We start from the raw sequence: 13185 nt of genomic DNA on the forward strand, positions 1-13185 counted from the left end.
CCGATCGCGCACGTACCGTAGGAGGTACCGAAGCATGACCACCGCTGCCTACCCGTTCACCGCGGTCGTCGGAATGGACGACATGCGGCTCGCCCTGCTCCTCAACGCCGTCTCCCCCGCCGTGGGCGGGGTGCTGGTGCGCGGCGAGAAGGGCACGGCCAAGTCGACGGCCGTACGCGCGCTGTCCACGCTGCTGCCGCCGGTCGAGGTCGTTCCCGGGTGCCGCTTCTCGTGCGATCCGGCCGCGCCCGACCCCGGCTGCCCGGACGGGCCGCACGAGACCGCACCCGGGGACGCGCGCCCCGCGCGGATGGTGGAGCTGCCGGTCGGCGCCTCCGAGGACCGCCTCGTCGGGTCGCTCGACATCGAGCGGGCGCTGTCGGACGGGGTCAAGGCGTTCGAGCCGGGGCTGCTCGCGGACGCGCACCGCGGGGTGCTGTACGTCGACGAGGTCAACCTGCTGCACGACCACCTGATCGACCTGCTGCTCGACGCGGCCGCCATGGGCGCCTCCTATGTGGAGCGCGAGGGCGTCTCCGTACGGCACGCCGCGCGCTTCCTGCTGGTGGGCACCATGAACCCGGAAGAGGGCGAGCTGCGGCCGCAGTTGCTGGACCGCTTCGGGCTCACCGTCGAGGTCACCGCGTCGCGGGACACCGAGGAGCGGGTCGAGGTGGTGCGCCGGAGGCTGGCGTACGACGAGGACCCTGCCCGGTTCGCCGCGCGCTGGGCGCGCGAGGAGGGCGAGCTGCGGGACCGCATAGCGGCGGCGCGCGCGCTGCTGCCCGCCGTCCGGCTGGGCGACCGCGCGCTGCGGCAGATCGCGGCGGTGTGCGCGGCGTTCGAGGTGGACGGGATGCGCGCGGACATCGTGACCGCGCGTACGGCGACGGCGCTGGCCGCCTGGGCGGGCCGGACGGACGTACGCACCGAGGACGTACGGCAGGCGGCGCTGCTGTCGCTCCCCCACCGGCGGCGGCGGGCGCCGTTCGACGCGCCGGGGCTGGACGAGGACAAGCTGGACGAGGTGCTGCGGCAGTTCGAGGACGAGGAGCCGGAGCCGGAACCCTCTGGTCCGGGCGACGATCCCGACGACGACCCCGACGGGCCGGGCGAGGGCGGGGGTTCCGACGGCGGCGACGGCCCCGACGGGCCCGGCGGTGGCCGCCCGCAGGACGGCGGGCAGGAGCAGGCGCCGCCGGGCGCGCCCGAACCGTCCATCCCCGAGCAGCGGTCGGCCGAACCCGAGTCGTCCGCCGACGCCGCGCCCGAGGAGTCGGAGCCCCGGGCAGACGACGGCGGGCCCGGTGGCAGCGGCGGCGAGCGGGCGGCCGTGGGCGCCGCGGAGCCGTTCCGGACCCGGCGGCTGGACGTGCCGGGGCTCGGCGAAGGCGCGGCCGGGCGGCGGTCGCGGGCCCGCACCGCGCACGGCCGCACCGCGGGTGCGCGCCGCCCCCAGGGGACGCTGACCTCGCTTCACCTGGCGGCGACGGTACGGGCCGCCGCCCCGCATCAGCACATCCGCGGGCGGCGCGGGCCGGGGCTGCTGGTGCGCCGGGACGATCTGCGGGAGGCGGTGCGCGAGGGCCGGGAGGGCAATCTCGTGCTGTTCGTCGTGGACGCGTCGGGGTCGATGGCCGCCCGCAAGCGCATGGGCGCGATTAAGGGCGCGGTGCTGTCGCTGCTGCTGGACGCCTATCAGCGGCGGGACAAGGTCGGCCTGATCACCTTCCGGGGGGCGGACGCGGAGCTGGCGCTGCCGCCCACCTCGTCGGTGGACACGGCCGCCGCCCGGCTGGAGCAGCTGCCGACCGGCGGCCGCACCCCGCTGGCGGCGGGGCTGCTGAAGGCCCGCGAGGTGCTGCGGGTGGAGCGGCTGCGCGACCCTTCGCGCCGTCCGCTGCTGGTCGTGGTGACCGACGGGCGGGCCACCGAGGCCAAGAAGGCTTCCGCGTCCAACGGGTCCACGCCGGTGGACCGGGCCGCCCGCGCGGCGCGGCTGCTCGCGGGCGACGGGGTCGCGTCGGTGGTGGTCGACTGCGAGTCGGGGCCGGTGCGGCTGGGCCTGGCGGGTGCGCTCGCCCGCGATCTGCGGGGCACCCCGGTCACCCTGGACGAACTGCGCGCGGACAGCGTGACCGCGCTGGTCCGCGATGTACGGACGGTACAGAACTCACGGAGGGCAGCCTGATGCCGCAAGGACAACCGACCGTCGTCCCCGACGACGGGCTGACCACCCGCCAGCGCCGCAACCGGCCGCTCGTGCTCGTGCACACGGGCGTGGGGAAGGGCAAGTCGACGGCCGCGTTCGGTCTGGCGCTGCGGGCGTGGAACCAAAACTGGCCGGTAGGTGTATTCCAATTTGTAAAGTCCGCGAAATGGCGGGTCGGCGAGGAGCGTGCGCTGCGCGTCCTGGGCGACTCGGGCGAAGGGGGGACCGTCGCATGGCACAAGATGGGCGAGGGCTGGTCCTGGGTCCAGCGCGACATGGCTTCCAGCGAGGAGGCCGCACGCGAGGGCTGGGAGCAGGTCAAGCGCGATCTCGCGGCGGAGACATACCGGCTCTATGTGCTGGACGAGTTCGCGTACCCCATGCACTGGGGCTGGGTGGATCCTGAGGAAGTGGTGTCGGTCCTGCGCGACCGGCCGGGCACGCAGCATGTCGTCATCACGGGGCGCAACGCACCGGCGCCGCTGGTGGACTTCGCCGACCTGGTCACCGACATGTCCAAGGTCAAGCACCCGATGGACGCAGGTCAGAAGGGCCAGCGAGGCATCGAGTGGTGAGAGTTCCCCGGCTGGTCGTCGCCGCGCCCGCCTCCGGCAGCGGCAAGACGACCGTCACCGCGGGGCTGATGGCGGCCTTCGCGGAGCGCGGTCTGGATGTGTCCCCGCACAAGGTGGGCCCGGACTACATCGATCCTGGCTATCACGCGCTGGCCGTCTCCTCCGTCGGTGGCGGGGCCGGGCGGCCGGGCCGGAACCTGGACGCCTATCTGTGCGGTCCGGACCGGATCGCCCCGCTGTTCCTGCACGGGGCGACGGGCTGCGATCTGGCCCTGGTCGAGGGCGTGATGGGGCTCTTCGACGGGGCGGCCGGGCAGGGCGAGCTGGCGTCGACGGCGCAGGTGGCCAAAGTGCTGCGGGCACCGGTGGTGCTGGTGGTGGACGCGTCGTCGCAGTCGCGTTCGGTGGCGGCGCTGGTGCACGGCTTCGCCTCCTGGGACCCGGAGGTGCGGGTCGCGGGGGTGATCCTCAACAAGGTCGGGTCGGACCGGCACGAGGTGATGCTGAGGGAGGCGCTGGAAGGGGCCGGGGTGCCGGTGTTCGGCGCGCTGCGCCGGATGCGCGAGGTCGGGACGCCGAGCCGGCATCTCGGTCTGGTGCCGGTGGCCGAGCGGCGCACGGAGGCGACGGATTCGGTCGCGGCGCTGGCCGCGTGGGTGCGGGAGGGGTGCGATCTCGACGGGCTGATGGCGCTGGCCGGCAGCGCGCCTCCCCTGTCAGGACCGGCGTGGGATCCGGTGGCGGAGCTGGGCCCGGCGGCGGAGGCCACAGCGGACGCCCCGCGTCCGGAGGGGCAGCGGCCGGTGGTCGCCGTGGCGGGCGGGGCCGCGTTCACCTTCTCCTACGCGGAGCACACCGAGCTGCTCACCGCCGCGGGCGCGCGGGTGGTGCCGTTCGACCCGCTGCGGGACGAGCGCCTCCCCGACGGGGTCGGCGGGCTGGTGATCGGTGGCGGCTTTCCGGAGGTGTACGCACCGGAGCTGTCCGCGAACGAGCCGCTGCGCGCCGAGGTCGCCAGGCTGGCGGCGACCGGTGCGCCCATCGCCGCCGAGTGCGCCGGGCTGCTGTATCTGGCGCGTTCGCTGGACGGCCGCCCGATGTGCGGAGTGGTGGAAGCGGAAGCACATATGTCGGATCGGCTGACGCTGGGCTACCGTGAGGCCGTGGCCATTTCCGACACGTCCCTCGCCGTCGCGGGGACCCGGGTGCGCGGCCATGAGTTCCACCGCACCACCGTCGAGCCGGGTGCCGGGCGGACGCCCGCCTGGGGGCTCGTCCATCCGCAGCGCCGCGCCGAAGGGTTCGCACCGGGAAACGTGCATGCCTCGTATCTGCATGTGCACTGGGCGGCGGTGCCCGGTGTGGCGGCCCGGTTCGTGGCCGGATGTGTGCCCTCCGCCGGGTGACGGGGGCGGTGACCTCGAGTGGACCATCCACAACTGGACCATCGACAGCGGCCGGACCCCGTCATCCCGGATCTTGTCGTCGGCGTCGGCTCGGGGCGGGGGGTCTCCGTGGGCGAGGTGACCGGTCTGGTGGCGGCGGCCCTCGCCGGGGCGGGTCTCGCGCCCGGCTGCGTCGCCGAGTTGGCGACGGTCGAGGCCAAGGTCCGTGAGCCCGGGCTGCTGGCCGCGGCCGAGCGATTCGGGGTCCCGCTGCGGGGGTACGGCGCGGCGATGCTCGCCGCCGTCGAGGTAACAAATCCGTCCACGGCGGCGCTCACAGCCATGGGGACGCCTGGTGTGGCCGAGGCGGCCGCACTGCTCGCAGCCGGACCTGGAGGCGAACTTCTCGTCGCCAAGCGGAAGTCGGAACCGGGCGGTGGCAGGCCGTCAAGGGCCACCTGTGCGATCGCCCGCCGTGGCCCGCAAAAAGGCCGAAGACCGGCCATGGCGTGTCCCGACGGCGCTCAGTAGCGTCTCGGGGCGAGACTGCCACCCCCACCGTGAGAACCGCTTCACCTGCACCAAGGAGACCTCGTGACGACCCCGCCCGCGCTGCTCATCGCAGGCATCGGCACCCGAGACGAGAGGCGCGCCGACGCCTTCCAGGACTTCGTACGGGAGTTGGGCGCGCAAGCCCCGGATCTGCCCGTGGCGGGCGGGCTCACCGGGCCCGACGCGCCCCCGCTCTCCGATGCGGTGGCCCGGCTCGTCGGAGAGGGGGTGGCCCGGTTCGCCGTCGTGCCCCTCAGCCTGATCCCGGTGGAACATCCGAGAGACGGGGTCGCCGCCGCCGTGGCCCAGGAGGCGGAGCGGCACGCGGACGCCTCATTCGTCTTCGGCCGCCCGCTGGGCCCGGACCCCCGGCTGCTGCGGGTGCTGGAGCGGCGGCTCGACGAGGCGCTGGGCGGCGGTCGGCGCTCCCCCTCGGACCGGGCGCAGACGACGGTGCTGCTGGTGGGCGACGGGTCGCCGCTGCCGGAGGGCAACGCCGAAGTGCACCGGGCCGCCCGGCTGCTGTGGGAGGGCCGCGGTTTCGCGGGCGTCGAGACGGCCTTCGCCTCGCTCGCCGCGCCGGACGTGCCCTCGGGTCTGGACCGCTGTGTGCGGCTCGGGTCGCAGCGGATCGTCGTGCTCCCGTATTTCCTGTTCGGCGGCGACGCGCTGGAGCGGGTGCGGCAGCAGGTGGAGGGCTGGGCGCTCGCGCATCCGGACGCCGAGATCGTGTGCGCCGATGTCATCGGCCCGGCCGTCGAGTTGGCGGAGCTGGTCATGGAGCGCTACGAGGAGGTGGCCGGGGTGCCCGAGCGGGCGCGGCTCGAAGAGGAGACGGCCCATGCCCACTCCCACCCGGACATCCACGCCGATGTCCGCTGAGACACCCGCCGACGGCTCGGTGCCCGGGTTCGATCTGCGGCACCACGGGGACGCGGAGGTGCGGGGTGCCGACGCCGGGCTGACCGACCTCGCGGTCAACGTCCGTGCCGGTACGCCGCCGGGCTGGCTCAAGGACCGTGTCGCCGCGTCCCTCGACGGGCTGGCCGCCTACCCGGACGGGACCGCGGCGCGCGCCGCGGTGGCCGCGTGCCACGGAGTGCCGGAGGCGCGGGTGCTGCTGACGGCGGGGGCCGCGGAGGCGTTCGTGCTGATCGCCCGCGCCCTTCCGGCCCGGCGCCCGGTGGTGGTGCATCCGCAGTTCACCGAGCCGGAGGCCGCGTTGCGGGACGCCGGGCATGCGGTGGAGCGGGTGCTGCTCGACGAGCGGGACGGCTTCCGGCTGGACCCGGCGGCGGTGCCGGACGACGCCGATCTGGTGGTCGTCGGCAATCCCACCAACCCCACCTCCGTGCTGCACCCGGCCGCCGCGCTGGCCGAGCTGGCCCGGCCGGGACGGACGCTGGTGGTGGACGAGGCGTTCATGGACGCCGTGCCGGGCGAGCCCGCGTCGCTCGCCTCCCGGACGGATGTGCCGGGGCTGGTCGTGCTGCGCAGCCTCACCAAGACCTGGGGGCTCGCGGGGCTGCGGATCGGATATGTGCTGGCGGACCCCGGGATCATCGCCGCGCTGGAGCGGGTGCAGCCGCTGTGGCCGGTTTCCACCCCCGCGCTCGCGGCGGCGGAGGCGTGCTGTGCGCCCGCCGCGCTGGCCGAGGCGGCGCGGGCCGCCGAGCGGACCGCCGCCGACCGCGCCCACCTGGTCGCCCGGCTGGGCGAGTTCGCCGAGGCCGGGCTGCGGGTGTGCGGTCCGGCGGCCGGTCCGTTCCTGCTGATCCGGCTGCCGGACGCGGCGGCGATACGCGGCCGCCTCCGCGAACTCGGCTTCGCGGTGCGCCGCGGCGACACGTTCCCGGGCCTGGGCCCGGACTGGCTGCGGCTGGCCGTCCGCGACCGCGATACGACCGACCGCTTCGTGATCGCCCTGGCCAAGGCCCTCCAGGACGGCTGAGTCTCAGCACGGAAGGACCCTGGGGGCCTGCCCGGGCGGGGTGAACCGCGCCGGGGGCAGGCCAGGGGGTGTCTTGTCGATCAGGCCGGATCAGCGAGCGGCGTCAGGGGGCACCTCCCAGCGGTAGCTGGGGGAGGCGCTGCGTGCGACGAGCGCGGGGCCGCGAGGTGCCGCCCGCCGCGGCAGCGGCTGATGTCACAGCGGCGTCGGGAGCCCGGCATGACCGGCAAGACACCCCCTAAGGCCGGTGCCGGGGGTCGGGGTGGGGCGACCCCCGGCACCGGCTGCTGGGTGAGGTGTTACCTACGCATCACCGCGCGTTCCGGCGGCCCGCCGCCGGCGGGCCAGGATCACCGCGCCGCTACCCGCGGCGAGCAGCATGGCGCCGCCTGCCACCAGGTAGGGGGTGGCCGAGCTGCCGCCGGTCTCGGCGAGGTGCTCCGGCTTGGGCTCCGGCTTGGTCTGGTTCACGACCTCCGGCTTCTCCGGCTTGGCCGGGGCGCCGGGCGCCTCACAGGTCGCGTGGGCGAGGGTGACCTGGCCCTCGACCTCGGAGACGTTGAGCTTGAGCGGGTTCACCGAGACCTTCAGCGAGAGCGCGGTGGCCGCCGCGGTGCGGGAGGTGGTCGCGGTGCGCGACAGATCCAGGCTCACCTTGCCGAGCGTGGGCACGTCGACCTTGGTGGAGGCGCCCGCGGTCAGGGTGACCTTCTTGCCGAGCACGCTGACGGTGCCGAGCAGGTTGGAGTCGGCGGTCGGCTTCTTCCCGGCCGCGCAGACGGCCTTCGAGGTGACCTGCTCGACGGTGATGAGCGGCACCCCCAGCAGCCCCGGCACGTTCACCTTGGCGTTGACGAGGTTGGAGTAGCCCTCGGACCGGGACTTGTCCGTGGCGGCGCGGGCCGTGGCCACATCGGCGCGCAGCACGCTGAAGGGGCGGTCGCCGTTGACGCCGGCCACGGTCGCGCTGAGCGCGGTCTTGCTGGCGGTCTGGGGCGCCTTCACTTCGTTCAGCGAGGTCACCAGCGGTGCGGTGACGGTCTTGTTGAGGAGCGAGACGCTCAGGTCGGTACGGAGCACGGCCGCGCTCGCCTTGCCGGTGGTGTGGCCGGTCCGGGCGTACGCCGTGCCCGCGGGCAGGACGCCCAGGACGGAGACGGCGGTGGCTGCGGAGACGGCCGCCAGACGGCGGGCGGGCATGCCGAAGGAGGTATTGCGAGAAAAGGACACGTGAGTTGACCCCCACAGGAGACATGGAGCCGCCGGCGCCTGCCGCGGGGGACTCCACGGGCGCCGACGGCCTCGACCACGCCATATTTGCGCACCGAGGGTAAACAGGCAGACACATGCGGTCCGTTCATCCCAAAGGGTGTTGTTCGCCGAAGCGTTCGACCCCCCGGAGCTCCCGGAGCCCTCGGACCTCCCGGGACCCCGCGGGCCCCGCTCAGAACACCCGGCCCCGCAGCACCACCCGGCGCGGCGCGGTCAGCACCCGTACGTCGGCCCGCGGATCGGTGTCGTACACGACGAGGTCGGCGGGGGCGCCCTCGGCGATACCCGGCCGGCCCAGCCAGGCCCGGGCGCCCCAGGTGGCCGCCGACAGCGCGTCCCGCACCGGGATGCCCGCCTTGACCAGCTCGGCGACCTCCTGGCCGACCAGCCCATGGGCGAGCGAGCCGCCCGCGTCGGTGCCGGTGTAGACGGGGATGCCCGCGTCCCAGGCGGCGCGCACCGTGTCGTAGCGCCGCGCGTGCAGCCGCCGCATGTGGTCGGCCCAGCGCGGGAACTTGGCCTCGCCGCCCTCCGCGAGCCGCGGGAAGGTGGCGATGTTGACGAGGGTCGGCACGATGGCGACGCCCCGCTCGGCGAACAGCGGGATGGTGTCCTCGGTCAGCCCGGTGGCGTGCTCGATGCAGTCGATCCCGGCCTCGACCAGCGGGGCCAGGGTCTCTTCGGCGAAGCAGTGCGCCGTGACCCGCGCCCCGAGCCGGTGCGCCTCGGCGATGGCCGCCTCGACCGCCCCACGCGGCCAGCAGGCGGAGAGGTCGCCGCTGTCCCGGTCGATCCAGTCGCCGACGAGCTTGACCCAGCCGTCGCCGCGGCGCGCCTCTGCCGCCACGTAGGCGACCAGGTCCTCGGGTTCGATCTCGTGCGCGTAGTTGCGGATGTAGCGCTTGGTGCGGGCGATGTGGCGGCCGGCCCGGATGATGCGGGGCAGGTCCTCGCGGTCGTCCACCCAGCGGGTATCGGACGGGGATCCGGCGTCGCGCAGCAGCAGCGCCCCGGCGTCACGTTCGGTGAGTGCCTGCTTCTCGCTCGTCGTGTCGTCGACCGCGCCGTGGGCGTCCAGACCGACGTGGCAGTGGGCGTCCACGAGCCCCGGCAGGACCCAGCCGTCCAGCCTCGTGACGTCCCGGGCCCCGGTCGGCCGGTCGAAGGTGATCTTTCCATCGATCACCCACAGTTCGTCCCGGACGCCACCGGCGTCCCCGTCCTCCGGGCCGGCCAGGATCCGCCCCGTGATGTGCAGCACCGCGCTCTCCCTCATGTCACGCACTGTACGAGACGTCGGCGGGGCGCTGACCGGCCAATTCCCGGGAAGCGGAAGGGCGCCACTCGTACAACACGGGGAGCGCTGCTACGCTCACGCATCCCACCGGACGAGGGACAGCAGGGACAGTGAGGAGGCCCGCGTGAGCGCTCCTACCGACGGCCCGGCAGCCGCGGCCGACTTACCGGTCACCCCGGCCGCCGCACATACGGCGAACTTACAGGCGGAGTTCCGGGAGTTCTTCGAGCGGCACCACGCCGAGCTGGCCCGCCTCGCCCATCTGCTGCTGGGCAGTTCCGACGGGGCGGACGACCTGGCGGCCGACGCGCTGGTCGCGGTCTGGCACCGGTGGGACCGGGTGCGGGTCGCCGAGCATCCGGCCGCGTACGCCCGGGGCGTGGTCGCCAACCTGGCCCGGTCCCGGATCCGCAGCCTGGTGCGCGAGCGGCGGCGGGTGGCGCTCTTCTCCTCCGAGCGCTCGGACCGGGTGGACGACCCGGATGTGTCCGCGATGGTGGATGTGCAGGCCGCGCTGGTGAGGCTGCCGTTCCGGAAGCGGGCGTGCGTGGTGCTGCGGCACGCGTTCGACCTCTCGGAGCGGGACACGGCCCGTACGCTCGGCATCTCGGTGGGGACGGTCAAGAGCCAGACCTCCCGCGGCATCGCCGAGCTGGAGCGGCTGCTCGGCCCGCCGGACGACGACACCGAGCGGCCCGCGGCGGGGACACAGGCGCAGCCCCCGCCATCGGCGCCGTCGGCGCAGGAGACGGTTCGGGGGCTCCGCCCCGGCCGCGTGGGTCACGCCGGGCACCCAGGAGGAAACGGTTGATGACCGACCATCGCGACGGCCGGCGCGATGTCGCCGCCGAACTGCGCGAGGCCGCCGAGGCGCACCAGCCGGACCGGGCCCGGATGCTGGCCCGGGTCACCGCGGGCATGGCGGCGGACGAGCAGCGTCGCGTCCGCCGCGGCTCCGGCCGGCAGTGGGCCCGGGTGGTGGGCCCGGCCGCGGGGCTGGCCGCGGCGGTCGCGGTCGCCGGGATCGCGGTGGTGACCACCGACACCGCCGACGGGCCGCAGACGGTACGGACGTCGAGCGAGCCGGCCGGGCCGCCGGCGGGCGAGGGCGGCGACACCACGGGACGGCCGGGCGGCGGCGCGGGGGACGGGGCTGGGCGGCACACGCCGAGCGCCTTTCCCACGGCGGTCGGTCCAAACCATCTTGCCGACCCGGCGGTGCGCTCGCGGGGGGCGATCAACCCCAATTCCAACCCGTACTGGGCGCAGAGTGACATCACGCTCACGACGAGCAAGCCGCTGACGTCGCTGACGGTCGAGCTGAGGGTCTCCGAGAACGGCGGGGTGCACACCACCGGCTGCTGGAGCACCCTGCCCGCGGACGACCTGGCGGTCTCGGTGCGCTCCGAGGACGGGGTGCTGGTCTACCGGTGGACGCTCCGGAAGGGTGCCACGGCACCGGCCGGCCGGCATGTCTTCGCGGGGCAGTACAACCACGCCGAGGGCAGTCGGGACGCCGGACGGGACGGCTACTCCGCCTCCGGCAATGGCCCCTCCGGCGCATTCGCCGTCCGCGGCGACTTTAGGGGGTAGGTTGCGTGCAAGCATCCGCTCAGTCGGTGCGGAGTTCCCCGCGAGAAGCCCGGATGAATGAATTCCGGAGGACCGGAAGACAAATTCGGGGCGTTTTTCAGGTACATCTTCCCGTCTCGTCTTCCCGCTTTTCCGACCTCTAAACGCACTTCCTTTAGTGGCCCAGGACACGGTAATTCGGCACCACCACGCCCTCGTTACGTACATGTGACACACTCCACACCGAGACCGTTTCGCCCGCTAACTCCCCCACAAATCAGCGCTTTTCAGCGATCTGCCGCGCGTGCGCGCACCCCCGCGTGTTACCACACCGACCCCCGGTTACGTAACCCCTCTCCTCGATGCATTTTTCTATCCTGCTGGGTAAATTGAATTCGCATGACCGCCGCACAAGCAGACCGAGTAGGTGCCCGTAGCGAATTTGATTTGCCGGAGGGGCTCACCCTCGACACACCACGCGTCGAGGACGGAGCCGCGATCTGGCGAATCGCCCGCGACTCCAAGACTCTGGACCTCAACTCCTCGTACAGCTACCTCCTGTGGTGCCGTGACTTCGCCGCCACCTCCGTGGTCGCGCGCGACGCCGAGGGCGGACCGGTCGGCTTCATCACCGGCTACATCCGCCCCGAACTGCCCGAGACCCTCGTGGTCTGGCAGGTCGCCGTCGACCAGGCGTGGCGCGGCCGCGGACTTGCAGCCACGCTGCTGGACGGGCTGACCACCCGTGTCGCCGCGACGGGCATCCGGGGGATCGAGACCACGATCACCCCGGACAACACCGCGTCGAACCGGCTGTTCACGTCCTTCGCCGAGCGGCACGGCGCGTCCGTCGAGCGCGAGGTGCTCTTCGACGGCGGCCTGTTCCCCGACGGGGGACACGAGCCCGAGGTGCTTTACCGCATCGGCCCGCTCGCGGACCGCGGCTGAGGCACGGCCCCCTGAGGCCATCGCCGCCATCCCCGATCCCTGCCCCCGACATCCCTGTACAGCCCGAGGGCGCATGCCCTCACCCCCCTCACCCCTGCACTCATCTCCCAGGAGAATGCTGTGACCATCACCCCGCCCGCCCTGAGCGTCTTCGAGGCCCTGGAGTCGGAGGTGCGCAGCTACTGCCGCGGTTGGCCCGCCGTCTTCGACCGCGCGCAGGGCAGCCACATGTACGACGAGGACGGCCACACCTACCTCGACTTCTTCGCCGGAGCCGGGTCACTCAACTACGGCCACAACAATCCGGTCCTGAAACGGGCGCTGATCGACTACATCGAGCGTGACGGCGTCACGCACGGTCTCGACATGTCCACCACGGCCAAGCGCGCGTTCCTGGAGTCGTTCCAGAACAACATCCTGCGCCCGCGTGACCTGCCCTACAAGGTCATGTTCCCGGGCCCGACGGGCACCAACGCCGTCGAGGCCGCGCTGAAGCTCGCCCGTAAGGTCAAGGGACGCGAGTCGATCGTCTCGTTCACCAACGCCTTCCACGGCATGTCGCTCGGCTCGCTCGCCGTCACCGGTAACGCCTTCAAGCGGGCCGGCGCCGGTATCCCGCTGGTCCACGGCACCCCGATGCCGTTCGACAACTACTTCGACGGCGCGGTCGAGGACTTCCTGTGGTTCGAGCGGCTGCTCGAGGACCAGGGCTCCGGCCTCAACAAGCCCGCCGCCGTGATCGTCGAGACCGTGCAGGGCGAGGGCGGCATCAACGTCGCGCGCGCCGAGTGGCTGCGCGCCCTGTCCGAGCTGTGCGAGCGCCAGGACATGCTGCTCATCGTCGACGACATCCAGATGGGCTGCGGCCGCACCGGTGCCTTCTTCTCCTTCGAGGAGGCGGGCATCACCCCGGACATCGTCACGGTCTCCAAGTCGATCAGCGGTTACGGCCTGCCGCTGGCGCTCACCCTGTTCAAGCCGGAGCTGGACATCTGGGAGCCTGGGGAGCACAACGGCACGTTCCGCGGCAACAACCCCGCGTTCGTGACCGCCGCCGCGACCCTGGACACCTACTGGGCCGACGGCCAGATGGAAAAGCAGACGCTGGCCCGCGGTGAGCAGGTCGAGCAGGGGCTGAGCGCCATCTGCGAGGAGAACTCCGGCGTCTCGTTCCGCGGCCGCGGCCTGGTGTGGGGCATGGAGTTCGAGGACAAGCCGCGCGCCTCGGCCGTGTGCAAGCGCGCCTTCGAGCTGGGCCTGCTCGTCGAGACCTCCGGCCCGGAGAGCGAGGTCGTCAAGCTGCTGCCGGCGCTGACGATGACGCCCGAAGAGCTGGACGAGGGTCTGCGGATCCTCGCCCGGGCGGTCCGCGAGACCGCCTGAACACCCTCAGTAACGTAACTGCGAAAGGTAGCGACTCA

Annotated in this window: 12 protein-coding genes; 10 read left to right on the plus strand and 2 right to left on the minus strand. The window is 73.3% G+C overall.

Features of this window, described 5'->3' with window-relative positions; genetic code table 11:
- The first annotated feature begins 34 nt into the window (after positions 1-34).
- The 6 genes from ACH4SI_RS28275 to cobC all read left to right on the plus strand — a co-directional run bounded on the left by ACH4SI_RS28275 (position 35) and on the right by cobC (position 6675).
- Positions 35-2191: a putative cobaltochelatase gene (locus ACH4SI_RS28275; RefSeq protein WP_398300415.1), complete on the plus strand. Its 2157-nt coding sequence runs from the start codon at positions 35-37 to the stop codon at positions 2189-2191.
- Positions 2191-2787, plus strand: a complete 597-nt coding sequence (gene cobO, locus ACH4SI_RS28280; protein WP_398300417.1) for a cob(I)yrinic acid a,c-diamide adenosyltransferase — start codon at positions 2191-2193, stop codon at positions 2785-2787. The genes ACH4SI_RS28275 and cobO overlap by 1 nt, the downstream gene beginning before the upstream one ends.
- Entirely contained in the window at positions 2781-4193 is a 1413-nt protein-coding gene (locus tag ACH4SI_RS28285; RefSeq protein WP_398300419.1) for a cobyrinate a,c-diamide synthase, read from the plus strand. The genes cobO and ACH4SI_RS28285 overlap by 7 nt, the downstream gene beginning before the upstream one ends.
- An 18-nt stretch (positions 4194-4211) precedes the next feature.
- Positions 4212-4703, plus strand: a complete 492-nt coding sequence (locus ACH4SI_RS28290) for a cobalamin biosynthesis protein (RefSeq protein ID WP_398300421.1) — start codon at positions 4212-4214, stop codon at positions 4701-4703.
- Positions 4704-4766: 63 nt separating this feature from the next.
- Positions 4767-5606: a sirohydrochlorin chelatase gene (locus ACH4SI_RS28295; RefSeq protein WP_398300423.1), complete on the plus strand. Its 840-nt coding sequence runs from the start codon at positions 4767-4769 to the stop codon at positions 5604-5606.
- Complete coding sequence (gene cobC, locus ACH4SI_RS28300; RefSeq protein ID WP_398300927.1) at positions 5596-6675, plus strand: Rv2231c family pyridoxal phosphate-dependent protein CobC; 1080 nt, start codon at positions 5596-5598, stop codon at positions 6673-6675. Before ACH4SI_RS28295 ends, cobC begins: the two co-directional genes overlap by 11 nt.
- 303 nt (positions 6676-6978) lie before the next feature.
- Here cobC and ACH4SI_RS28305 read toward each other — a convergent pair whose 3' ends face one another.
- Both ACH4SI_RS28305 and ACH4SI_RS28310 read right to left on the minus strand, forming a co-directional pair.
- Entirely contained in the window at positions 6979-7875 is an 897-nt protein-coding gene (locus ACH4SI_RS28305; RefSeq protein ID WP_398300425.1) for an SCO1860 family LAETG-anchored protein, read from the minus strand.
- 244 nt (positions 7876-8119) lie between these two features.
- Positions 8120-9223, minus strand: coding sequence for an amidohydrolase family protein (locus ACH4SI_RS28310; RefSeq protein WP_398300427.1), 1104 nt, complete (start codon positions 9221-9223; stop codon positions 8120-8122).
- Positions 9224-9488: 265 nt separating this feature from the next.
- Here ACH4SI_RS28310 and ACH4SI_RS28315 point away from each other — a divergent pair, with 265 nt between their 5' ends.
- From ACH4SI_RS28315 to ectB, 4 genes are all read left to right on the plus strand, one after another.
- Positions 9489-10055 carry a SigE family RNA polymerase sigma factor gene (locus ACH4SI_RS28315; RefSeq protein ID WP_398300929.1) on the plus strand — a complete coding sequence of 189 codons (567 nt, stop codon included), beginning with the start codon at positions 9489-9491 and terminating at the stop codon, positions 10053-10055.
- Positions 10055-10837 carry a hypothetical protein gene (locus tag ACH4SI_RS28320; protein WP_398300429.1) on the plus strand — a complete coding sequence of 261 codons (783 nt, stop codon included), beginning with the start codon at positions 10055-10057 and terminating at the stop codon, positions 10835-10837. The genes ACH4SI_RS28315 and ACH4SI_RS28320 overlap by 1 nt, the downstream gene beginning before the upstream one ends.
- 378 nt (positions 10838-11215) lie before the next feature.
- Positions 11216-11764 (plus strand): diaminobutyrate acetyltransferase, encoded by a 549-nt coding sequence (ectA, locus tag ACH4SI_RS28325; RefSeq protein ID WP_398300431.1) that lies wholly within the window; start codon positions 11216-11218, stop codon positions 11762-11764.
- Positions 11765-11884: 120 nt separating this feature from the next.
- On the plus strand, positions 11885-13147 hold the full coding sequence (ectB, locus tag ACH4SI_RS28330) for a diaminobutyrate--2-oxoglutarate transaminase (RefSeq protein WP_398300433.1): 1263 nt from the start codon (positions 11885-11887) through the stop codon (positions 13145-13147).
- The last annotated feature ends 38 nt before the right edge of the window (positions 13148-13185 follow it).

The sequence above is a fragment of the Streptomyces sp. NPDC021212 genome, from assembly GCF_044332925.1.
In the GTDB taxonomy this organism is placed as follows: Bacteria; Actinomycetota; Actinomycetes; order Streptomycetales; family Streptomycetaceae; genus Streptomyces.

Bases quoted from the DNA above. Each gene is read 5' to 3' on its own strand.
- ACH4SI_RS28305 (WP_398300425.1), bottom strand. From the start codon at position 7,875: ATGCCCGCCCGCCGTCTGGCGGCCGTCTCCGCAGCCACCGCCGTCTCC.
- ectA (WP_398300431.1), top strand. From the start codon at position 11,216: ATGACCGCCGCACAAGCAGACCGAGTAGGTGCCCGTAGCGAATTTGAT.
- ACH4SI_RS28310 (WP_398300427.1), bottom strand. From the start codon at position 9,223: ATGAGGGAGAGCGCGGTGCTGCACATCACGGGGCGGATCCTGGCCGGC.
- cobC (WP_398300927.1), top strand. From the start codon at position 5,596: ATGTCCGCTGAGACACCCGCCGACGGCTCGGTGCCCGGGTTCGATCTG.
- cobO (WP_398300417.1), top strand. From the start codon at position 2,191: ATGCCGCAAGGACAACCGACCGTCGTCCCCGACGACGGGCTGACCACC.
- ACH4SI_RS28320 (WP_398300429.1), top strand. From the start codon at position 10,055: ATGACCGACCATCGCGACGGCCGGCGCGATGTCGCCGCCGAACTGCGC.
- ACH4SI_RS28275 (WP_398300415.1), top strand. From the start codon at position 35: ATGACCACCGCTGCCTACCCGTTCACCGCGGTCGTCGGAATGGACGAC.